The organism is Tannerella sp., from assembly GCF_052170195.1.
Lineage (GTDB): Bacteria > Bacteroidota > Bacteroidia > Bacteroidales > Tannerellaceae > Tannerella.
The window spans coordinates 1-21,334 of record NZ_JBQNAZ010000023.1; the positions used below are offsets into that span (position 1 = coordinate 1).

15 protein-coding genes and 2 tRNA genes are annotated in these 21,334 nt (G+C 45.7%); 3 read left to right on the plus strand and 14 right to left on the minus strand.

Annotated elements, in window-relative coordinates; all coding sequences use genetic code 11:
• Positions 1-408 precede the first annotated feature (408 nt).
• The 11 genes from ACTTKA_RS07505 to ACTTKA_RS07555 form a co-directional block, all read right to left on the minus strand.
• The gene (locus ACTTKA_RS07505; RefSeq protein ID WP_442724553.1) at positions 409-1,497 is read right to left on the minus strand and encodes a site-specific integrase; all 1,089 of its coding nucleotides are present in this window, start codon (positions 1,495-1,497) and stop codon (positions 409-411) included.
• A gap of 270 nt (positions 1,498-1,767) precedes the next feature.
• Positions 1,768-1,852: transfer RNA gene (locus ACTTKA_RS07510), tRNA-Ser, on the minus strand.
• Positions 1,853-2,112: 260 nt separating this feature from the next.
• Positions 2,113-5,598, minus strand: a complete 3,486-nt coding sequence (locus ACTTKA_RS07515) for a 1-acyl-sn-glycerol-3-phosphate acyltransferase (protein WP_442724554.1) — start codon at positions 5,596-5,598, stop codon at positions 2,113-2,115.
• Entirely contained in the window at positions 5,595-6,377 is a 783-nt protein-coding gene (locus ACTTKA_RS07520) for a glycosyltransferase family 2 protein (RefSeq protein WP_442724555.1), read from the minus strand. Before ACTTKA_RS07520 ends, ACTTKA_RS07515 begins: the two co-directional genes overlap by 4 nt.
• Positions 6,374-6,745: a hypothetical protein gene (locus tag ACTTKA_RS07525; protein ID WP_074452079.1), complete on the minus strand. Its 372-nt coding sequence runs from the start codon at positions 6,743-6,745 to the stop codon at positions 6,374-6,376. Before ACTTKA_RS07525 ends, ACTTKA_RS07520 begins: the two co-directional genes overlap by 4 nt.
• Positions 6,735-7,304, minus strand: coding sequence for a hypothetical protein (locus tag ACTTKA_RS07530; RefSeq protein WP_442724556.1), 570 nt, complete (start codon positions 7,302-7,304; stop codon positions 6,735-6,737). The genes ACTTKA_RS07525 and ACTTKA_RS07530 overlap by 11 nt, the downstream gene beginning before the upstream one ends.
• Positions 7,282-7,929 carry a LolA family protein gene (locus tag ACTTKA_RS07535; RefSeq protein WP_060828146.1) on the minus strand — a complete coding sequence of 216 codons (648 nt, stop codon included), beginning with the start codon at positions 7,927-7,929 and terminating at the stop codon, positions 7,282-7,284. The genes ACTTKA_RS07530 and ACTTKA_RS07535 overlap by 23 nt, the downstream gene beginning before the upstream one ends.
• Positions 7,930-8,314: 385 nt before the next feature.
• The gene (locus tag ACTTKA_RS07540) at positions 8,315-9,235 is read right to left on the minus strand and encodes an NAD(+)/NADH kinase (protein ID WP_124751137.1); all 921 of its coding nucleotides are present in this window, start codon (positions 9,233-9,235) and stop codon (positions 8,315-8,317) included.
• 15 nt (positions 9,236-9,250) lie between these two features.
• Positions 9,251-10,222, minus strand: coding sequence for an SPFH domain-containing protein (locus ACTTKA_RS07545; RefSeq protein ID WP_221620571.1), 972 nt, complete (start codon positions 10,220-10,222; stop codon positions 9,251-9,253).
• Between the two features lie 752 nt (positions 10,223-10,974).
• A complete protein-coding gene (locus ACTTKA_RS07550) occupies positions 10,975-11,667 on the minus strand; it encodes a hypothetical protein (RefSeq protein ID WP_442714555.1) in 693 nt (230 codons plus the stop codon).
• A 786-nt stretch (positions 11,668-12,453) separates the two neighbouring features.
• Positions 12,454-13,683, minus strand: a complete 1,230-nt coding sequence (locus tag ACTTKA_RS07555; protein ID WP_442724557.1) for a 6-bladed beta-propeller — start codon at positions 13,681-13,683, stop codon at positions 12,454-12,456.
• 309 nt (positions 13,684-13,992) lie between these two features.
• Between ACTTKA_RS07555 and ACTTKA_RS07560 the strand changes: the two genes are divergently transcribed.
• Positions 13,993-16,779 (plus strand): outer membrane beta-barrel protein, encoded by a 2,787-nt coding sequence (locus tag ACTTKA_RS07560; RefSeq protein WP_442724558.1) that lies wholly within the window; start codon positions 13,993-13,995, stop codon positions 16,777-16,779.
• 148 nt (positions 16,780-16,927) lie between these two features.
• Here the strand turns inward: ACTTKA_RS07560 and ACTTKA_RS07565 are convergent, their stop codons facing one another.
• Positions 16,928-17,875 carry a UDP-glucuronic acid decarboxylase family protein gene (locus tag ACTTKA_RS07565; protein ID WP_442724559.1) on the minus strand — a complete coding sequence of 316 codons (948 nt, stop codon included), beginning with the start codon at positions 17,873-17,875 and terminating at the stop codon, positions 16,928-16,930.
• 129 nt (positions 17,876-18,004) lie between these two features.
• Between ACTTKA_RS07565 and ACTTKA_RS07570 the strand changes: the two genes are divergently transcribed.
• Positions 18,005-18,079 (plus strand) — tRNA-Pro (locus ACTTKA_RS07570).
• A 127-nt stretch (positions 18,080-18,206) separates the two neighbouring features.
• On the opposite strand, the gene ACTTKA_RS07575 is transcribed toward ACTTKA_RS07570, so the two are convergent.
• Together ACTTKA_RS07575 and ypfJ are read right to left on the minus strand one after the other, a co-directional pair.
• Complete coding sequence (locus tag ACTTKA_RS07575; RefSeq protein ID WP_442724560.1) at positions 18,207-19,127, minus strand: carbohydrate kinase family protein; 921 nt, start codon at positions 19,125-19,127, stop codon at positions 18,207-18,209.
• A gap of 29 nt (positions 19,128-19,156) precedes the next feature.
• Positions 19,157-20,017, minus strand: coding sequence for a KPN_02809 family neutral zinc metallopeptidase (gene ypfJ / locus ACTTKA_RS07580; RefSeq protein WP_442724561.1), 861 nt, complete (start codon positions 20,015-20,017; stop codon positions 19,157-19,159).
• Between the two features lie 117 nt (positions 20,018-20,134).
• Between ypfJ and ACTTKA_RS07585 the strand changes: the two genes are divergently transcribed.
• Positions 20,135-21,331: an aminopeptidase C gene (locus tag ACTTKA_RS07585; RefSeq protein ID WP_442724562.1), complete on the plus strand. Its 1,197-nt coding sequence runs from the start codon at positions 20,135-20,137 to the stop codon at positions 21,329-21,331.
• Positions 21,332-21,334: the final 3 nt, after the last annotated feature.

Genomic DNA, 21,334 nt, shown 5'->3' on the forward strand with positions numbered 1-21,334 from the left:
GAGAATACTACCTGCAATGAAATGGAAGTGTGGAGATTGTCGTCTAAATGGCTTGTCTCCCCGATCTTTTTTGTCCGTAGAAGCCCGAAACTACCTTTGTCACTGACAACGAACAACCGAGCCCGACATGATATACGGGCATAAGTGGAGGATGTGCAGGGAGAGAAGTAGGATAAAAACAAAAAACACAGTCTTTAAGGACTCATTTTATCATAGGAAGAGGAGAATACACGGAAAACAGAAAGCCGCCCCAACGGACGGCTTTACGAGAATAACTCGGAGAAAATTCTTTTTTCTCACGATATACCCTTATCTTTGCAACAAACAAAGTGGTTCTTTGAAATGGCAAAATAAGGTAGAGTATAGAAGATCACTGGTTTCCTTATCGTTACCTATCTTTATCGACAATCATTTTAATCTATTGATTATTTGATTTTTATGCAATTTCCGATATCTTGCCATGTGAAATGTCAAATCTTTGTTGATACCACATAGAGTTCCTATTTCTTTTAGATAGGCATTCATTTTCTGATTGCTCAAAACCGGCAATATCCTGTTGTCGGGCAATCTGCCCTCATACTTCTCCAATATTTTTCTGGGTATATCAAGTAACGGGATAGAAAACGACACATCTGTTTTTTCTCTCTTCCCGATTATCCATAAGTTGCCATCAAATGAAGTGCGGATATTCTCTTTTCTTAAATTTTTCACGTCAATATATGCTAAACCGCAGAAACAAGAGAAAATGAAGATATCACGTACCTGCTCCAAGCGCTTGGTAGAGAATTTTTTCATTGCTATGGCGGTAACCTCTTCCTGAGAGAGGTAACCTCTATCCACCTTTTTCAAGCGTATCTTATAGTTTGCGAAAGGATCTGCGTTAATCCATCCGTTGTTTTTGGCTATAATGATTATGCGTTTAAAAAACTGCATGAATTTGGCGGTAGTATTCGGATTACATCCGCAAGAAGTCAATAAATAGACCTCGAAATCCATCAGGAAAAGATGATTGATTTCTTTGAGGGCAATGTCATTCAAATGGTATTTCTCTTTGACGAAGTTGCTAAGATGTTTTCTTGTCACCTCATATTTCTGGTAAGTAGCCTTGGATTTGCTTATACCAACAAGCTTGGCTACATCTTCATTATGTTTCTTGAACATTTCCAGAAGCATTTGTTGCTTGAGTTCAACTCCAAAGAAAATGTTTTTAATACGATCCGGTGTAACGGAACTTTCACGCTCCCGAAGTTCTCGATAGATTTTTGTCATAGTAGCCTTAATGCTATCAAGGATGGCATTAAGTTCTATTACTTCTTGTGTTCTTCCGACAGCCTTGCCCGCTTTGGTATCCCAAATCTCGGGGGTGACCTCTACTTTTGCTCCGAACTGTACAGCTTGTCCATTGACTGTAATTCGTCCCATAATGGGCATTTTCCCATTTGCTTTAACAGCACTCCTTTTGCCATAGAAAAGGATGTTGAATGTACTTTTCCTCATAACTCAAAATTTAATTTCAAAATTAGTTTCAATAATCAAATTATGAGATATATAAGGGCTGCCTATTCCAGACACAACACGGCCAAATTCAGACAATTCGTAACCTATTTTGCTTTTTGAGGAGTAGGTTACGAATTGGTTACGGAATCATGTCCTTTTTTGGCTTATCAGTGACTTTAAGCGGAACCCTTGCTACATGAAAAAAGTCCCACAAATCAATGATTTGTAGGACTTGTCTTGCTTTTGACCTTTTTTGTCTAAGTCTTCCAGCGGAGAGAGAGGGATTCGAACCCCCGGAACCTCGCAGTTCAACGGTTTTCAAGACCGCCGCAATCGACCACTCTGCCATCTCTCCAAGTGGTTTGGATTTTCTAAAAGTCGTGCAAAGATAGTTGTTTTTCTGTAATTCCCTACAGACAAAATCATTTTTACACATTGAACGATTCAACCTGTATCCACAACTCTATCTTTGACAACGGAATAAAAACGTAGAAGAGACGATAAAATACCATCTTTTTCCAGATCGGCCAACCTAATATGGAGGTGGTACAAACGAAAAAAGTGACAACGACACAGATTTATGCGTCCTTTTGTGACCTTTTATCCCTTCTCATATTAAGAAATTCGAGCAACATACCGCAAATTCGGAGGGACGGAAGCGCAATTTTCAGCCAATTCGCGTTTATCGTCATCAGGTTCTACGGCAATGATTTGAAGTTTCTTTTTTACTAAAGCCAGTAAGAGAGCAAATTCTCCGTAGCCCGTATTTTCGATCGTCACTTCACCTTCGTCGGGCAGGGCGGCGATCTCTGCGACGTAATTATGGTGTTTTCGCAGGTTGGCACACACCTCACGCTCTACCGCGGGGCCTTTATAGATATAGTTATGCTTCACCAGATCGGCGTAATAATCCGGTGTTTCGTATTTACGGCAGACTGCCTCATATTCGCGTCGGTAAAATTGGCGTACTTCTTTCGCTCGCTGGGAGTAGTTAGGGCTGAACCGGACATCGTCGGGGGTTATGCGGGGCATGACCTGAATCCGTATCTCTCCTTTGCGAAGCATAAACTCCTGCTTGGGCAATACATGCCCCACGCCGTGAATCATCACCGGAATGATATCTATTTGCAACTGCTCGGCGAGGTAGAATGCTCCGCGATGAAAGCGGAGGATAGAGCAATCGGCCGATCGTGTGCCTTCGGGGAAGATCACGATGGAATAACCGCGGTCGACGGCGTCGCGCAAACGGTCGATCATCTGCTCGATACCGTTCGAGACGGGATAAAAGTCGGCATATCGGATCAATCGTCCGTAAAACGGCGAATTCCACACCCAATCGTTCGTCAGAATAATGAGTTTGGGCGTGAGCATCATGATACACATCAGATCAAGGTGTGATTGGTGGTTACAGATAATCACTCCCGGACGCTCGAACGTTTCGCCGGACAAGTTGCTAAACGTTGTTTTCACTTGCGGAATGCGATAAATCACAAAACGGGCGATGCGATGCAGCAACCGATGGTACGCCATCTTCTTCTTTTCCGTCGTGCGTCCGAAGGTTGCCATTCCCCACCCCGCCAGCGTGATAAAAGGACTGGCGACAAGAAAAACGAGGAAGGCGTATGCCGTACTGAGCAGGTTCTTCAGCGTTACGGGCATCAGACGCTTGCGTCCTTTTCGCATCGTCAGGAGCCCGAACAGGAACGGCGGAAAAACGTATGCCATCACTACGACCGAGAGCATCCCGACTACGGTTACTTCGCCCAGTGAACGCAATGCCGGGTGTTTGGCAAAGATCAGCATCCCCATCCCGACGAACATAATCGCAGCCGAAAGGGCAATACTGTTCTTGTACGACGATAACGTTTTGCGCCGGTACGTATATTCATACATCAGTCCTTCCGTCATGAAAATCGTATAGTCATCTCCTTGCCCGAAAATGAATGTAGCCAAAATGATATTGACAATATTAAATTTGATATCGAATAAACCCATCAGTCCGAGAATCCACACCCAGCTCAGCGCCAATGGCGTGAAGGCGATAAGCGTCAGTTCGAGGCGTCCCAGCGAAAAGAGGAGAAAGACGAAGACAATCAGTCCGCAGATATAGAGAACATAGTTAAAATTATCAGAAAGCGAGGCGATCATACGGCGAGTGATCGAGCCGGCATCGAAAGCGATGGACAACGACGCGTTTTTCTGTCCGTTCAGTTTTTCTTCGACCGACCGCGCTTTGTCCGCATCGAGGTAAAGTAGGTTTACGATCATCGTTTTACCGTCATTTTCGAGAACGTAGTTTCGCGCCAACGTTTCTTTGATCGGATCGAAGTGCGACAATGCCGTTTTTTCCCACGTGCGACCGATTATTTCCTCGAAGAGATGGAATGCGTCGGCACGAAAACCGAGTTTTTCTCCCTCTTCGGCGAGATAGGTCCGGACGCTGTCGCGATGTCGCTCCCAGAAATCGTTCCAACGCTTCACCTGTGCGGTTTGTCGCACGGGCGAAGGTAAAAAATGGCCGATGCCACCGATTTTCGATATCTCTCCTGCGGTCAGCAGCTCCTGTAATCCGGCCAAGCTCTCTTCGTTTACCGTCAGTGCAGCCTCGGGAGTATCTCCTTCGGTCACGTAATAAAGCACATGATGATGGTCGTTGAGTAAACCTCTCATCCGCTCGTATTCCTGCTGCTGCGTATCGGTCATGTAGTTGATTTTTCGCATATCGGCTTCGAAGTGCGATTCATCGCCCGAAAAGGCAAGCAAAACAGTAACGACGATGATCGTCGCGACAAGCCAGCGATTCTTTTCAAAGGGGCGGTCAACGAATTGTCCGAAAGGCGCATGCGAAGATGCCGGCTTCCGACCGCGATGAGATAACAGATGAGGCAAAAACAGCAACACGAACAGGATTGTACCGACAAGCAGCAGGGACGCGAACCAGCCGAGATCGCACATGGCATCCGAGCCGATGAATATAAGACTCATGAAAGCGCCTACGGTCGTGATGTTACCGATCGTGAGCGGTTGGATAATGTCTTTGATCACGAACCGCGAGTCGGGTACACTTCCATGATGACCGATGAAATGCAGCGGATAATTGATGGCTATACCGAACATGATGGAGCTGATGCCGACGGCGATAATGGAGACTTCGCCTCGGATAAGGTGCATCAGTCCGAGAGCAAACAGCCCGCCGAAGGTGACGGATGCGAAGATCAGCCCGATTTTCAGCCCGTCGCGAAAAGTAAAGATCAGGAGCGCGAGCACGATTACTACGGCGAAGAGGCTTGAAAGGAGCGTATCGCGCTGAATTTGTCCGGCATTGGTCAAGGCGATCTCTGCGGCGCCGAAACTGTGAAACGAGATGCCGTCGAAGGCTTTCTCCGTCTCCCTCATGCAAGCATTCAGCGTTTTGAGGAAATACTTGTTGGCCGATGTTTCACTGGCGGGGATCGCGCAGTCTACGACGATCAGCGCTTGGCTATCGTCCGAGAAGATATAATCCTGATACAGATCGAATCGTCCGCCGGCCTGAAAGTCACGGAGCTTACGCATGAGGTTCGCGGTCAGTTGGAGAGGGTCTACGAGGAGATGCTGACGCACCATCATGCCGGCCGACGAGGTCAGGATGTTTCGATCAATCTCTAATTGCCGCGCCAATGCCTCGCGTGTTACGAGCGTATCCATCCGGCGATAATCATCGTCGTCAAGGTAATAAGGCATGTTCTCTACGACGAACAGGGCGACGGACATCATCTCGGCCGGGTCTATTTTGTAGAGGATATGCTTCACTTGGGTGGTGTCGGTGGCCGTTTGCAGCCGTTCGACGAACGCATCGACGGCTCGCATCTGCTGTTCGCGGTCGGTCGAATCCGTCGCGGCGCAGTAAATCGTGATTTTGTTTGAAGAGGTGACATAACGGTAGGCTCGGTTGATACGTTCGTTCGTTTTATCCGCGGGCAGAAACCGCGAGATGTCTTCCGTAAAACGCACCTGCGAAGCCAGTCCCAGAAAGACCGCGATCAGCACGAGCAGAAGAGTAAAAAGTAAACTTTTGCGCGATGAAAAATAATCGTAGACGGAAAGAAAGAACCTTGTCATGGTTTCGGACTGCGTTTAAAGAGGTAATGATAGAGCATGGAAGGGTATCCGTAGACAATCGCGGCGATCACGAGGAGGGTATTAAGGATGCTGATGCGCAGAAAATCCCTTCCCGGCCGGAAATGCGTCACCCGCTCCTCTTCGGGCGCGTAATAGACGCGTGTGGGCACGGAAACGATGCGTATGCCTTTCCATCGGCAGCGTACAAGCAGTTCCAGCTCGGCCTCGTAGCGCGACGAGAAGGGTCGCATCCCCTTCATGGCACGCAGCGGATAGAGACGGAAGCCGTTTTGCGTATCGCGCAGGCGTCGGGCAGTCTGTACGGCGAACCAGAAGTTCGAGAACTTGTTGGCGAACGAGTTTTTGGGAGGCATATTTCCCTCGACGATGCGTTGGCCGATGATCAGCGCGTCGGGATAGCGATTCAGGGCATCCGTAAAACGCGCGATGTCGGTCGCGACGTGCTGTCCGTCCGAGTCCATCGTGATGGCACAGGAATAGCCGAGTTTTTCGGCGCGGTCGAATCCGTTTTTGAGCGCGTGCCCCTTGCCTCTGTTCGGTTGATACGAAATTATTTCGACGCGACCGGCGAAATCTTTCAGAACAGCGGCCGTTTCGTCGGTCGAACCGTCGTTTACGACAATCACCGGAAGGATTTGTTGCAACGCATCCTCCAATACTTCGCGCAACGTCTTGGCGTTGTTGTATGTCGGGATGATTATGCAGACGGATAATGCTTCCGTTCCCGGTCGTATGTCCGTATCGCAGTCCGGCATCATTTTACCTCTTCGAATATCAGGTTTATTTTTGAGAAAATGGTGTCGCCTTCGCCGACGATGCCCGAAACGACGGTCATCCCGTCGTCCTGCGTCGTTACGTTGAGCGCGAAGGTGAGCTCGCCGACGATTCGCGGGTCGATGACTTTCATGAATTTGACATTCTTTATCGTTCGGAGAAGAAACGTCGTGTCGCGGTATGCTTCGACGAGTTCTTTGATCATCTGGATGATGCATACGCCGGGCGTAACGGGATTGCCGGGGAAGTGAGCTTCGTAAATGACGTGCGAGGCGTTGAGCGACACACGGTAGTCGACGCCTCCTTCCGTATCGGTACGCTTACGGATGGTGTAAAATGTATTATTCAGCATATTGTATCGTATTATCCGTCTTCGTTTCCGTTAATTTCCGCAGTTCATACGTCAGATGATGCCGTCGGTTGACGAGCCGCAGCGTGCCGTCCGGTAAAACGGTCAATTCTTTTTTCCCATGGCTCACCACAAGCATGTTATTTTGTTCGTACCGTACGATTTTGCCGGCAAAGGGCGCTTGCGGATGATCGCACTCGATCAGGAAATGCAGATCCGACGCGATGGTGCGACGGATATACCATTTATCGAGCATCGACTGCACATCCTGCAATTCGCACCGGCTGTTTGTTGTCTGAAAATCGAACGCTTTAAAGCCGAATTCGTTCATCAGCGTGCCGCGCCATGTATCGCCGTTCTTCCGGAGGATACAAAGGCCCGACAGTTCGTTTTTCCGTGTCCGCAGCACGACCCGGTACGTGTTTCGTTCCGTTTCCGAACGTCGCGCAGGCGTCCAGACGAGAGCGTCGGAAGGTTGGGCATCGACCGGACGTCGTAGCGCCGGCACGGTAGCGCATCCGGCCAGCAGAAGCGACAGACTAATGAGCAAATACCGAATCATCGACAGGCGTGTTGAGTTGTATGTTTTTTAGTGTGATGATTGTCTTGTCGCCGCTTTTCTCGATCAGTTCCACACGACGGATACGGCTGTCCGAACGGTCTACGTAGAGCTGTATCGACGAGAATAAGTCTTTCACTTCTTTCTTTCGCGGCGTCAGCATGATTTTACAGTCGCTTTTACCGACCATAAACTGCGTCGTAAAGTCCGGCGAATCGATTAGCCCGGCTCCGCTGACGCCTCCTATCATCACCCGGCTGATTTCGGTAAAGAGTTTGCTCCCTTTCACCGGGATTTTGTTCGTTTTTCCGCCCGATGTCATACGCACATTATTCCCATCCATGGCAAAGACGTAAGCATAAGGCCGCGTATATTCCCAACGGATCTTATCGTCAGGCTTATAAAGCATTTTACCTTCCGATGTGACCTGATCTTTCATAAAAGAGAGCTCTTTGACCTGCGTAAAATCCGCTTTGAGCGTCTTTATTTCGCGCGCGACGCGTCTGATGTTGTCCGTAATCTCTTTTTTCTGTATCTCGGTTGCCTTTTGGTAGCTGTTTTGTGCCGAAAGGGTTACGATACACGGCAACAGAAGTAGCGATAGATATAGTTTATTCGTCGTTTTCATTTTTCTCTTAATGAATTGAGGGCAAAGATAGTCCACAAATCGCATAAAAGGAAGAAAACGGGAATGGATTTTTCAACCTTTCTTTTGATGATGCTCAATCTTTCATATCTCGATCATCGTTATTAATTCACGAAATAGCTATTGGACATTCATCTGTAATTGTTCCGCATCTAATATTACCTCTTATTTAAATCGCTATGATAGAACCGAAAACAATCATCCAATGATAAGCCGGGATATTTCGAACGGATATTTATCTTCTTGTAATCGGAATCGAGACTCCATTCCTCTGTATTAATGACATGGGTTATAAATGATAAATCAGATGTTGTATTTAATTTTCTGTTTACTCCCCGATAATTGGCAAATCGAACATAGAATCCTTTCATTTCAGCACGAGTTTTGCTGTCTCGGGTGCGATTCCAATCACCGCGACAGCTCCACTATTGAATTTTAAAAAGTCTGCTTCAATACCATCACTAAATATTACACCGTTCGTCGGCATAAGCGATTCTATGGTTAAGTTTTTTTGATTTTTAATTACTCCTGCCGTTATCCCTATCTGGGTTCTGATGCTTTTAAACGGCTCTCTAACGGCAAAAAGCAATTCATCGTCTTTCAATTTAGGCCTTTTAGGTTTCAAATTCTTCTCAAATAGGCTTGTTACTCCGTATGCCATATTGAAAATAGAGCTTAACCAACCGGTCGAACCTGCCGGAGTAGAAATAATCAGTCCACTGGACGAATGTTCTTCGGTTTTGCTATTGAACGTTATCTTATATCGAGCGGAGACATGAGAAGATACCCCGACAAACAGATCATTAAATGCTAAGAGTCTTTGCCCATCGTTTAATCTTGCTTCTGCGAACCGGACGATCTTTGCTTTATAACGATCTGTAATTACATGCTCAACACCTTGTGCGAAATTGGATATATCGAATGGAAGTAAAACTCCATCATATCTTTCTTTGTCGGGGTTTACAGCGATTATCGGACAATTGTTTGAATATTTGGCTGTGTTTGCAACGAGTCCATCTTGTCCGATTACAACAATCAAATTCTTCTCCGAAAAAATAAATGATGGTAGATACGTTCTCTCAACCATTTTATTTTTTATCTGCTTCGATAGCTGTGTTTGCAGAGATATTAATGCATTATGGAAGGTCTCATGTTCGATTTCGTAATCTTCAAAATTTCCTCCCAGTCGCTCAATATAAAATTTAGCTTGCGCCTTCGTATTAAAACGTTCAATCAAAGACTCAAGTCTCGTTTTGTTTTTTACAATAATGGCATATTCATATCTCATCTCTTTCCACTATGTTTATTTGGTAAGGATTGAATCCAAAAGATCTGGACTAATATTTAGATTTCCTATTTTATCGGCATTTTCCGCAAGTTGTCTGAAAGCAAGCGATATATTAAACTTCGGATCGGAATTGTTGTTAAGTGCAGTAAGAATTTTCCAATCTATTTCTTTGTAGGGTCTCAAAGTCGTTTCAATCACATAACCTTGTGTCTCCGCTTCTTTCTTGTCATTTTCCGTTTTCTGTTCGATAAACTGTTTTCTTTGGTTCTCTACAGCAATATCGGCAGCTAATTTCATTTCTCTGAGTTTCCGTTCATTCTCTGCCTTTTGAACTTCAGACTCCATCTTCTTCTCTGCGATCTGTTTTTGTTTTTCCTCAACAGCAATTTCTGTGTTTAATTCCGATTCTTTGATTTTTCTTTCTTGCTCTACTGCAAAATTTCTACGTTCGTAAATCGCTTGATCGGCCTCTTGTTGAAGTTTTTCTCTCGTTTCGGTTTCTAATGCTCTTGTCATTTCAGGTGTCGCTTGAATGGCTAAAATATTCGTGCCGAGAATTTCAATTCCAAGCATCCCCACTGTTTGAGAAGATTTCAAGCCGTCCAAAATTTTAGCCTCAATTGTTTTAGCGGAACGAATAGCATCTTTCAATTTGATTTCGTGAATGTATGACGAGGTCGCCGTTTGAGCTTCATTTATAATTCTCTGATTTAGCTTTTCCATGTCATTCTTTTTGTACTGCCTGTTATCGTCGACGGTGAAATCCAACACATCTGCGAGTATTTTAGGATTTGTAATTTTATAACTGATTTGACCTTGTATATGAACCGTCTGATAATCGTTTGTCGATTCCTGAAAAATAAAAGGGAGATCGTTACTTCCTATGGGAATAGCGACAATAGAACTGTTGGGTGAGAAATAGAAAAATGAAAGTCCCCGGCCTTCTCTTTTGATGTTCCCATTTTTATAATGAAAGATATAGGTCATCGAGTCGAATTTAATGTGTCTTACTCCAAACATAATTATCTAATTTATATAGTTTCAAATTTATCTGATGTATATCTTTAATTTATCTTGATTGATCATATTCTTTCTGTTTGAAAGAAAGATATTGTTTATGCTATAAATGTTTCGGATTGTCCGAATTCGCTATTGCTAAACAGCAACAAAGAAAAACATAAATTTTTTATTTGAACAGACATAAACGGTAAATTTTATGATTAATAACATGTTATTTCCACAATCAGCGGTTGACTTTCAATCGCCTGCCGTCGGATAAACTACAAGTCCCATAAGACTTTCACAAGTTTCATAAGTTTTCATTTGCGTTTATTCGCGTCGTTTGCGTCATTCGCGTTCGATTTATATCCGACAAACAACCAAACAAATAAAGCAAAAAACACTCTCGTGGAGTTTACAAGGGCTGAAAGCCCGTTCTATTTCAGCCCCATCCCGAAAGGGTGGGGTATTAATCCCCACCCTTGTTTTTTGAGGGCTGTAAGCCTGAATTAATTTGCTAGCATTCAGTTTTCAGACGTCAGCAATTAAATAAAGCAACTTTCATTCTTTACTATTTTGACTCCCCTGACTGCTTTACTACTTTAATTTGCGTTTTTTGCGTCTTTTTCGTTCGGATATACAACGAGCGTAATTCTTAATTTGTCATTCGTAATTGTTTTTATCCAACAATTCAACAAATCAACAACTCAACGAATCAACATTTAAACGCTCACAGGGCTTCACTTTCCGGTTTCCTCTTCCTCTTCTTCCGGCTCTTCTTCCTTCTGTTTGCGTCGTCCCAGATTCACGATGATGCGCGCATTCCGATACTCGGTATAAAGTTCGGACGGATCGAACAGCTTCATCAGACTGTCTAACAGATAAAATTGCTTGCGCAGTTCCCCTATCAGTTCGCCGAACAGTTCGTTTTTCGATTTCCGCTCCGCCGTCAACTCGCGAGGCTGCGTAATAATACCCGACAATTGTTCGACTAATGCTTTCGCTGCCTTCACATCTTCCTCCTTCACGCCATAATCGTTCAAATGACTCAAATACGGCTCTACTAACTGAATCAAATGCGTCAAACGCTGAACAAGTGACATGTCGCGTAGTTGAAGCAGCGACGCTTTACTTACGCTTAACTCATCGTGAAGCTTAATATCGTTCTTGTCGATCGCGTATACCGATACGGGCTTGCAAAGTTTAACCACCGAGGCTACGGCTTCCTGCACGATATCCGCTTTATTTTGCGTAGCACCCGTCGTTACGATCAACGCGCCTCGATACGCTTCATTCGCTTTATCGGTCGTCCCTTTAATGTCCGACATCACATTAACGATACGCGGAATATGGCTCCATTCCGCATTACGTCTGCTCATCACTTCCATGGTCGCATTCGCCATGGTCAAATAATTTTCATGATTTTTATTCATAACAACCTCCTCTGATAAATGTGATACTTTTTTTGCCAAAAATAATAATTTAAATTCGAAAGTCAAGGGTTTATATGTTAAAAAACAAGCTTCGGTATAAAATTATTTCGTGTCGTTATAAAGAGAAGTGTCTTGGCAAAGCTTAAAGTATTATACAACAATTGATTTATGCTTCTTTGATAAAATTCCGCACGCCTGAATCTTTAATCGCAACTTTTTCTGAAATAGCAAACTGTCTCTTTTTTGCCATTTTGAAGTCTGCGAAACGGTTTTAGTCATATCGTAAGTCAAAAATGATCCGAAGACAACGAGAAACGATGCATTTACACTTAAAAACGAAGTATTATCTATTCAATCCGTCATCTTTAAAACGAATTATGATATCTTCACAATGGATTAAGCTGTCTACGGAACGAATTATGCTGTCTTCAGAATCGATTTTTGCATCTTCAAAACGGTTTATTGCGCCTTCATAATTGATTATTGTGTCTTCAGAACGAATTAAGATGCCTTCGATATGAATTATTGTCAGTTCAAAGTGAATTACTGTCAGTCTCGCATGAATTATTGTCAGTTCAAAGTCAATTATGAGACCTTCAAAATGAATTATGATCCGTTCAAACTTAATTATGATGCCTCTTTAATCGAATATGGTATGTTGATGATAAAAAATGCTCCGTTTACCATCAAATATGATGCCTTCACAGTCAATTATGATACCTTTTGCATGAAATATTGTCAGTTCATAATGAAAAACGACATCTTCATCATCGAAAAAGTCATCTTCTACAAGTTTTCTTTGAGTTTCATCATGACAATGATCGGGTCGCTTTCGGCCGAGACCTCCCCTAACCCATCAACGTACACTTTTTCATCCGTATCATGAAAGTAAAGATCAGGAACGATAACATCGACTAAATAATCTTCATGCAAAACCTCGTGTACGCATCCGAAAAAATAAGAACTGATATAAAGCCGATCGGGAAAGGCAGAAAGATCGTTTTTTATTCTCTTCGCGTGATAGATTTTCTTGCTTTTCCCGAATTTTATGTATTGGCGAAAATCATTTTCTTTAAGCCATCGTTGCGTTTCGCTTTGTTTGAAATAGTATGAGAACGAAAAAATCCTGTCATCATAAATGTTCAATACCGGAAAAGCCGCCATACGATTCATATTTTGGATATATTCCATCTGTTCTTTCGTCGATTGCAGTCCTACGGACTCATTTATATGATATGTCCCGAAATCGATTTGGAACAGGGGAACGGCATCCCAGTTCTTTAGCTGATAAAATGTATTTCCGTACATGGGCGAGAAGAAAAGTTCTCCCTTGTTGTTTCTTGAGAAACATTCACTCGTCATAGAGAAGTAATGATGCTCCGTTTCGATCTTTTTATCAAACAAAACTTTGAAATTATCTTCATTATCGCAAACAATCAAGTCGCCATTGGTATCTTCACCGTTTATCTTGTTATCTATTTGTTGAGTTGCGAAATAGAATAAACCATTATGTCTCTTCACGGCATTCGCGCTGATATCCGGATAAGACGATGTGACACCCATAAAATCGAAAGACAGATTCTTATATCGTAAAATGGATTGTTTCCCGCCCGTATAATTCACAAATTCGATATACGATTCATCCTCGTCGATAAAAACAGGCCCTATACGTAAATATTCGCCTGGACCCTGTCCTTTTTTATTCAGTTTAGCTACCAGTCGGCCTTCCTTATCGAAAACAAATATTGCTTGGCTGCTGATATCTACGGCATAAATATGCTTTTTTTTGATGATAATCTCCCTTATTCGCCCCATTACGTCTCCCAAGTCGATTTGTAATTGGATGCATTTGATTGAGTCGGCGATTTCCGATAATGGAATAAACTCATCTGCTTCCATGGGATCGATTGGGATGATTTCCATCTCGGAAGCGTTCCGGTTATGGCGGTTATTGCATCCGTAAAACGGACAAATTAAGAGGAATAACGCGATTATTTTCTTTAATTTCATATTCATAGAAATAAAATGAAAAGTTTTTCAAACCCGCATGGATTTATTTATTCATTGAAACGCAATTATTTTACTTTTATTGTCAAAAAAAATCTTTGCGATTGCGATTATCATGCCTCTACAATCGAAACAGAACCGGTTTGAGCGAATTGCTATCCCGCTTATAACGAAAAGAATATTTGACATCCTGCCATTTCATACCGCCTATCCATATTCTTTCCACAAAAAATCTAAAAAAGAATATGGAGGTTAAACTATCCGGAAGGGGCTTCGTCTATCTCTCATATTAAAACGACAAACCAAGAAAAGAATTTTATGACACAACGAGGCAAACATTTTTTTCTGCTCGCCTTTCTTCTTTTTTCCATCTCCACCGCCGCTCAGGTCGACGTGAAAGGCACAATTATCGAAGAGCAGAGCAAAGAGGCCATCGAACAGGCGACTGTACGACTGCTCAACATGAAAGACAGTTCGATGGTAAACGGTACGGTGAGCAGCCGTAACGGAGCATTCATGCTCAGAAGCGTTAAAGAGGGGAATTATATCCTTCATGTCACTTTCGTGGGCTATGAACCCGTCTATCAACTGCTCAAAGTAACGAATCGAACGAATCCGATCGACGTCGGTACGATTACGATGCGCGACGAAAGCGTCATGCTCGGCGAAGCCGTCGTCACGGCCAAGGCCATTGAAGTTCAGGTCAAAAACGATACGATCGAATACAACGCCGATTCGTATAAAGTAGCCGAAGGCTCGATGCTGGAAGACCTGCTCAAGAAAATGCCCGGTGTCGAAATCAGTGCGGAAGGAAAGGTTACGATCAACGGAAAAGAGATCAAGAAAGTGCTTGTCGACGGAAAAGAATTTTTCTCGGACGACCCGAAAGTCGCCACCAAAAACCTGCCTGCCAAGATGGTCGATAAGGTACAAACTTACGAACGACGCAGCAACATGGCACAGATGACCGGTTTCGACGACGGCGACGAGGAAGCCGTCATCAACCTCACCGTTAAACCCGGCATGAAACAGGGATGGTTCGGCAATATCATCGGCGGCTACGGCACCCGGCAGCGTTACGATGGTAACATGATGATTAATCGCTTCGTCGAAAACGATCAGTTCTCCCTCATGGGCGGATTGAACAATACGAATAACATGGGATTTACCGATTTTGCCGCCGCCATGTTCAGCGGTATGGGTGGCGGAGGGCCACGCTTCCGGGGCTTCGGAGCGGGCAACGGAATCACCTCGTCGGGCAACATCGGGACGAACTTCAGCAAAGAATTTAACCCGCGTTTCACGATAGGAGGTAATGTGCGATATGCTCATTCCGACAACGACGCCCTTTCGAAAAGCAACCGGCAGAATATCTTGCCGGGCGACAGCTCATCATACGACTACAGCCAAAGTTCCGCCCGTACACGCAACGATAATCTTGGCGTTAACCTCCGCATGGAATGGAAGCCGGACTCTTTGACCCAATTCATCTTCCAACCCGAGCTCTCCTATTATAAAACGTATAATGAAGGGCACGAAGACTCCCATACGCTAAGCGGCCGGCGCGACTCGGTCAACACTTCGCGCTCCCATTCCCTTTCCGACGGCGAAGGCTACGACGCTTCGGCACGACTCGAATTCAGTCGCAAGCTCAACAGCAAAGGACGCACCCTCAGCGGATCGCTTTCCGGCGGCATCAGCAACTCATACGGAAACGGAGAAAACCATTCCGCCACCCGATATCTGCTTTTCCCCGACTCGACCGGTGTTATCGACCAGCGCGTACGGTATGACAACAACGGATACAACTATCGCGCCTTCGTCTCGTGGGTAGAACCCATCGGACACAACAATTTCATACAGGCTACGTACCGAATCGGGCAAAACAAACGCGAATTGCTTAAAGACGCATACGTCGACGACGGCAGCGGAAACTATACCCAGCTCGACACGGCCTACAGCAAAAGCACCCGCAATAATGCCGTCGAGCAGCGTGTCAGCTTCGCCTTCAAAGCCGTAAGAGAAAAATATAACGTCACGATCGGGTTCAACGTCGATCCGTCGTACACCCGTACCGAAACCTTCGTAGGCGATCGTACGCTCTATTCCATGTCGCGCAATGTGATTAATTATTCTCCCACCGCGCAATTGCGCTACCGCTTCGATAAACGTACCGACCTGCGCATCGATTACGACGGACGCACCGGACAACCCGAGATGATGCAACTGCAACCCGTGGCCGACGTCTCCGATCCGCTTAATACCGTCATCGGAAATCCGAATCTGAGTCCGACATACACAAACAATCTCCGCGTTCGCTTCGGCAAATTCATCCCCGAGACTCAAACGGCTTACATGTTGATGGCCGACGGGAACTATATCGTCAACGATATTGTCAATAAGACAACCACCGAACAACGTACCGGCAAACGCACTACGACTTACGAGAATGTGGATGGAAATTTTAATGCCAGTCTTCGCGCCATCGTCAACCTGCCACTCAAAAACAATAAGTTTTCCGTCTTCGGAATGACGTTCGCACGCTATGCCAACGCCGGCGGATACATCGACGGTGAGAAGAATACGAGCAAAGCCCTGACACTGTCCGACCATGTCGGCCTCAACTACCGTTCCAACCTCTTCGATTTCAGTCTCAACGGGAATTTCCGCTATAATCGCACGCGCAACACCCTTCAGGGACAAAACGACCTGCATACGTTCAACTACGGCGGCGGAGCCTCCACAACGCTCTACCTTCCGTACAACTTTCAGATCGAAAGCGATATCAATTACTCAGCTAACGCGGGATATTCCGCCGGATACGAACAGAAAGAATGGCTTTGGAACGCTTCTATCTCCAAAACGTTCCTGAAGAACAACGCGGGCATACTTCGACTCAAAGTTTACGACATCCTGCAACAACGAAGTAACATTTCTTACAGCGCAACGGCCAGCGCCATCCGTTATACGGAATACAACACCCTGAACAGCTATGGCATGCTGTATTTCATCTACCGCTTCAGCATTTTCAAAGGCGGCGGAAAGGCTTCAGACATGCGCATGCCCGGTATGTTCGGTCACGGACACGAAAGGCCGCCCCATTAACACGATTTACAAAACTTTGGGGGAATGTTTCGACAAGTTGCGTATCGAAACAGTCCCCCGAAGTATTCTTCTAACGGCACGCGCAGCCGTTTTTCTTCGCGGGATCGCCGTTCCGATGCCGCGAAGAACAGAAAAATCAGTGACGAATCTATTTTTCGTTCCTCAACAACTCGTCGAAGTAGGCGATTGTCTTCTTTAATCCTTCTTCGAGCTTGACGGTGGGCAGCCAACCGTCTAATTTCTCAAACGCGAGCGAAATATCGGGCTTTCGCTGCTTCGGATCGTCCTGCGGTAAGGGCTCGAAGACAATTTTCGACTTCGATCCGGTGAGACGAATCACTTCATGCGCCAGTTCGAGCATCGAAAACTCGCCCGGGTTACCCAAATTGACAGGTCCGTTGAAGTCGTCGCTCGTATTCATCATGCGCAACATCCCCTCTACGAGGTCATCGATATATTGAAAGCTGCGTGTTTGCGTTCCGCTTCCGTAAATGGTGATGTCTTTTCCCGTCAGGGCCTGCACGATGAAGTTCGACACCACGCGACCGTCGTTTTTATCCATTCGCGGGCCATACGTGTTAAAAATACGGATGATTTTGACGCGTATCCCGTGCTGCCGACGATAATCCATGCAGAGTGTTTCGGCCGCGCGCTTCCCTTCGTCGTAGCATGAGCGAATACCGATCGGGTTGACGTTGCCCCAGTACGATTCGACCTGAGGATGCACCGTCGGGTCGCCATATACTTCGCTCGTCGAGGCATGAAGGATCTTCGCCCCCACGCGTTTGGCCAGTCCGAGCATGTTCAGCGCGCCGTATATCGAAGTTTTCAGCGTCTTGATCGGATTATACTGGTAATACACGGGCGATGCGGGACAGGCGAGGTTATATACTTTGTCTACCTCGGCGTAATAGGGCGTAGTCACATCGTGCCGCACAGCCTCGAAGCGGTCGTTGCCCAGCAGATGACGGATATTGTTCTTGTTTCCCGTAAAATAATTGTCGAGGCAAATCACATCGTTACCTTCTCTTACCAGTCGCTCGCACAAATGCGAACCGATAAACCCGGCACCCCCGGTCACTAAGATTCGTTCCATCTCTTTTGTCTTTTCTTCTGTTTTATGCCTGCAAAAGTACGGTATATTTTTAACTTGACGAGAAAAATATCGGTCGGGCATTGTCCGTTCTCAATTAATTTTATACCTTTGCGCCGCAAAACCAGATTGCGGGATGTAGCTCAGTCCGGTTAGAGTACTCGTCTGGGGGGCGAGTGGTCGCTGGTTCGAATCCAGTCATCCCGACAAAACGATTTAAAGACACCGATTCCTTTTTTCAAAAGATCGGTGTCTTTTTTCGTTCATTAAGCAGGATAACCTGTTTTCCCAATCCGATCTTTTTACTGCGAAAAACCATCCTTTCCCGTTCGCTTTAGTTACCGGGATGAATGCCTCCGTCGATATTCGGCATGCAGGTCGCATTTTCACGCATCACTCGCTTCACGTCATCCGTGCTTGCGTCTACCGGTCCGGAACGTTCGATTTTTAAGGTCGAGAGAGCGGCTGCGAAGTTTCCCGCCTCGTCGATGGTCGCTCCCTTAGCGCGTCGGTAAAGATACCCGGCCATATAGGTGTCGCCACATCCGGTAGGATCGACCACTTGGCGAGGAATATAGGCCGGTATGCGATAAAACGTTTGTCCGTCGTAAATAAGCGAGCCCATGCTCCCGAATGTAAGCAGTACTTCTTTTATCCCCCATTCACAGAGTTTTTTTGCAGCCCGAGAAGCGTCTTTGTAGCCCGTCAGCACCTCCATCTCCTGCTCGTTGGCTTTGAGGAAGTGAATCGATCGAAATGCTTCGTGTTTGTTCGTCCAATCGACAGCGTACACATGCGTATCGCGCACTTCACGCAGATATCCTTGCGAATCGACCGAAATCAGGCCCTTTCCGGCCAAATATCGGAGTGTATCGAGCGGAAAATCGTCCGCCAGCAATGCTCCGAGATGAAAAATCCCGGCATCTACCTCATGCAACGGTTCTACGGTAAACGGAGCCGCCTTAGCCAGCACACGCTGCGTACGATCGTCCGGATTGTCACCGTAAATATTTTCAAAATACACGGAATATGGGCTCGGCAGAACGGTTGTACGGATGCCCAGCGCCGTCAGTTCGTCCGTAACACCTCGTTCCGATGCCCCGACAGCGGTAACCAGCGCATAGTCGAGATCGTCGAAGCGTTTGAGTGCGTGCGAGACGTAGAAAGACGTTCCTCCGGGCATATAGACCGTGTTTCCGGGAGTAACGACCTTATCAAGGGTGATATGGCCGATGCAGCAAAGTTCGTGTTTCATCTTAGGTATCTGTTTGAAAAAAGGGTTCTTTACAGATCCGGATAATTCGGGGAAAACGTATCGCCATCGTCCGGATTGCCTGTTTGAATTCCTTTCTTCAACCAGCGCATGCGTTGCGCGGACGTACCATGATTAAAGGCATCGGGCACAGTGTATCCCTGCGCTTCCATTTGCAGACGGTCGTCACCGATTTGAGACGCGGCATTCAGTCCGTCAGCGATGTCTTTATCTTCAATGGATTGAAAACGTTTATTTTCATGATTCGCCCAAACGCCGGCATAGAAATCGGCCTGTAATTCGAGCCGTACGTTCAGTCGATTCCTCTCCACCTGATTCATCCGGCTTTGTTGGCGGTGTACCTGATCGAGCTTACCAAGCAGATACTGCACGTGATGCCCTACTTCGTGAGCAATCACGTAAGCATACGCAAAATCACCCCCTGCTTTGAGCTGAGTTTCCATCTGACTGAAAAACGATAAGTCGATATAAACCGTCTGATCGGCCGAGCAGTAAAACGGCCCTGTCGCCGATGACGCATTCCCGCATCCGGATGTCGTCTTCGAATGAAAAATAACGAGTTTCGGACTTTTATACGTCAGCCCGCGTTGCGCAAAGAGGTCGGTCCAGACATCTTCGGTGCTGGCAAAGATAATTTTTGAGAAGGTAAACAGTCGTTGCTCTTCTTCGGTTGGTACATATTCCGTTTCGGCTCCGTCCGAAAGTCCCATTCCACCGACTTGCTGCAAAACATCGAACGGATTACCGCCCATTATCCACATCAACAGCCCGACAACAATCATTCCTCCGATTCCTAACGAAGCCTTACGTCCGCCGGACTTTCCGCGGCGATCTTCCACATTTGTACTTTCTCTTCTCCCTTGCAGTTTCATATACTTAAATATACTTACGTGTTTATTTTCGTCATTTTTCCAACAAAAGTAACGAAAAAATCTATCGTGTAAAACGAAACATGTATATTTGCGCATGAATCAAAAAATAAAAACATCATGATGAAAAAATGGATAACATGTAGTATGGTACTGTTCGCATCGTTTTCGGCGATGTATGGACAAGAGGGACAGAAAGAAGAGGGCTATCAGTTTACCCCCGTCAAAGAATTGAAGATTACACCGGTAAAAAACCAAAATCGCACGGGAACATGCTGGTCGTTCTCGGGTGTGGGGCTGATTGAGGCCGAACTGTTACGAACGGGAAAAGGCGAATATAACCTTTCCGAGATGTTCATCGCCAACCATTCGTATAAAGATAAGGCCGATAAATTCGTACGGCTGCATGGTAAGCTGAACTTTGCACAGGGAGGTTCCTTTGCCGATGTGATTTACGTGTTTAAACACTACGGTGCTGTCCCCGGAGAGCTTTACAAAGGTCTGGAATACGGACAGGACAACCATGTGCATGGTGAATTGGCCGAGGTAGCTACGGCCTATGTAAATGCAGTCATCAAGAATCGGGACAAAAAACTGTCGACAGCATGGAAAAAAGGATTCGACAGTGTCATCGACACGTATCTGGGTAAACTCCCCGAAACATTTACATATCAAGGCAAGCAATATACTCCCAAGAGTTTTGGCGAATCGCTGGGGTTGAATTTCGATGATTACGTTTCATTGACCTCTTATACGCATCATCCGTTTTATTCTCAGTTCCCGCTCGAGATCGAAGATAACTGGCGCTGGGCGCAAAGCTATAACCTCCCGATCAATGAACTGATGGAAGTATTCGACCATGCCATAAATAACGGTTATGCGATTGCGTGGGGATCGGACGTGAGCGAAAAAGGCTTTACCCGCAATGGGATTGCCGTAGCTGCCGATATCGAAGCACTGGAATCGTCGGGTTCGGATCAGGCGCGTTGGGTTGGACTGAGTCAAATGGAGAAAGACGCCGAGATTAAGAAGCTGGTAGAAAAGCCTTGCAAAGAAATAGAGGTGACACAGGAGCTTCGCCAGCAGGCATACGATAATTATCAAACGACCGACGATCACGGTATGCTGATCTACGGTATCGCGAAAGACCAGACCGGCAAGAAATTCTACATGGTGAAAAATTCGTGGGGAACGGAGAGCAAATACAAAGGGATCTGGTATGCGTCGGAAGCATTTGTCGCTTACAAAACCGTGAATATCGTTCTGCATAAAGACGCATTACCCAAAACCATCAAATCGAAACTGGGAATTAAATAATAC

Excerpts from the sequence above, each read along its gene's own strand:
- ACTTKA_RS07505 (WP_442724553.1), bottom strand. The coding sequence starts at position 1,497 with ATGAGGAAAAGTACATTCAACATCCTTTTCTATGGCAAAAGGAGTGCT.
- ACTTKA_RS07515 (WP_442724554.1), bottom strand. The coding sequence starts at position 5,598 with ATGACAAGGTTCTTTCTTTCCGTCTACGATTATTTTTCATCGCGCAAA.
- ACTTKA_RS07520 (WP_442724555.1), bottom strand. The coding sequence starts at position 6,377 with ATGATGCCGGACTGCGATACGGACATACGACCGGGAACGGAAGCATTA.
- ACTTKA_RS07525 (WP_074452079.1), bottom strand. The coding sequence starts at position 6,745 with ATGCTGAATAATACATTTTACACCATCCGTAAGCGTACCGATACGGAA.
- ACTTKA_RS07530 (WP_442724556.1), bottom strand. The coding sequence starts at position 7,304 with ATGATTCGGTATTTGCTCATTAGTCTGTCGCTTCTGCTGGCCGGATGC.
- ACTTKA_RS07535 (WP_060828146.1), bottom strand. The coding sequence starts at position 7,929 with ATGAAAACGACGAATAAACTATATCTATCGCTACTTCTGTTGCCGTGT.
- ACTTKA_RS07540 (WP_124751137.1), bottom strand. The coding sequence starts at position 9,235 with ATGAGATATGAATATGCCATTATTGTAAAAAACAAAACGAGACTTGAG.
- ACTTKA_RS07545 (WP_221620571.1), bottom strand. The coding sequence starts at position 10,222 with ATGACCTATATCTTTCATTATAAAAATGGGAACATCAAAAGAGAAGGC.
- ACTTKA_RS07550 (WP_442714555.1), bottom strand. The coding sequence starts at position 11,667 with ATGAATAAAAATCATGAAAATTATTTGACCATGGCGAATGCGACCATG.
- ACTTKA_RS07555 (WP_442724557.1), bottom strand. The coding sequence starts at position 13,683 with ATGAATATGAAATTAAAGAAAATAATCGCGTTATTCCTCTTAATTTGT.
- ACTTKA_RS07560 (WP_442724558.1), top strand. The coding sequence starts at position 13,993 with ATGACACAACGAGGCAAACATTTTTTTCTGCTCGCCTTTCTTCTTTTT.
- ACTTKA_RS07565 (WP_442724559.1), bottom strand. The coding sequence starts at position 17,875 with ATGGAACGAATCTTAGTGACCGGGGGTGCCGGGTTTATCGGTTCGCAT.
- ACTTKA_RS07575 (WP_442724560.1), bottom strand. The coding sequence starts at position 19,127 with ATGAAACACGAACTTTGCTGCATCGGCCATATCACCCTTGATAAGGTC.
- ypfJ (WP_442724561.1), bottom strand. The coding sequence starts at position 20,017 with ATGAAACTGCAAGGGAGAAGAGAAAGTACAAATGTGGAAGATCGCCGC.
- ACTTKA_RS07585 (WP_442724562.1), top strand. The coding sequence starts at position 20,135 with ATGATGAAAAAATGGATAACATGTAGTATGGTACTGTTCGCATCGTTT.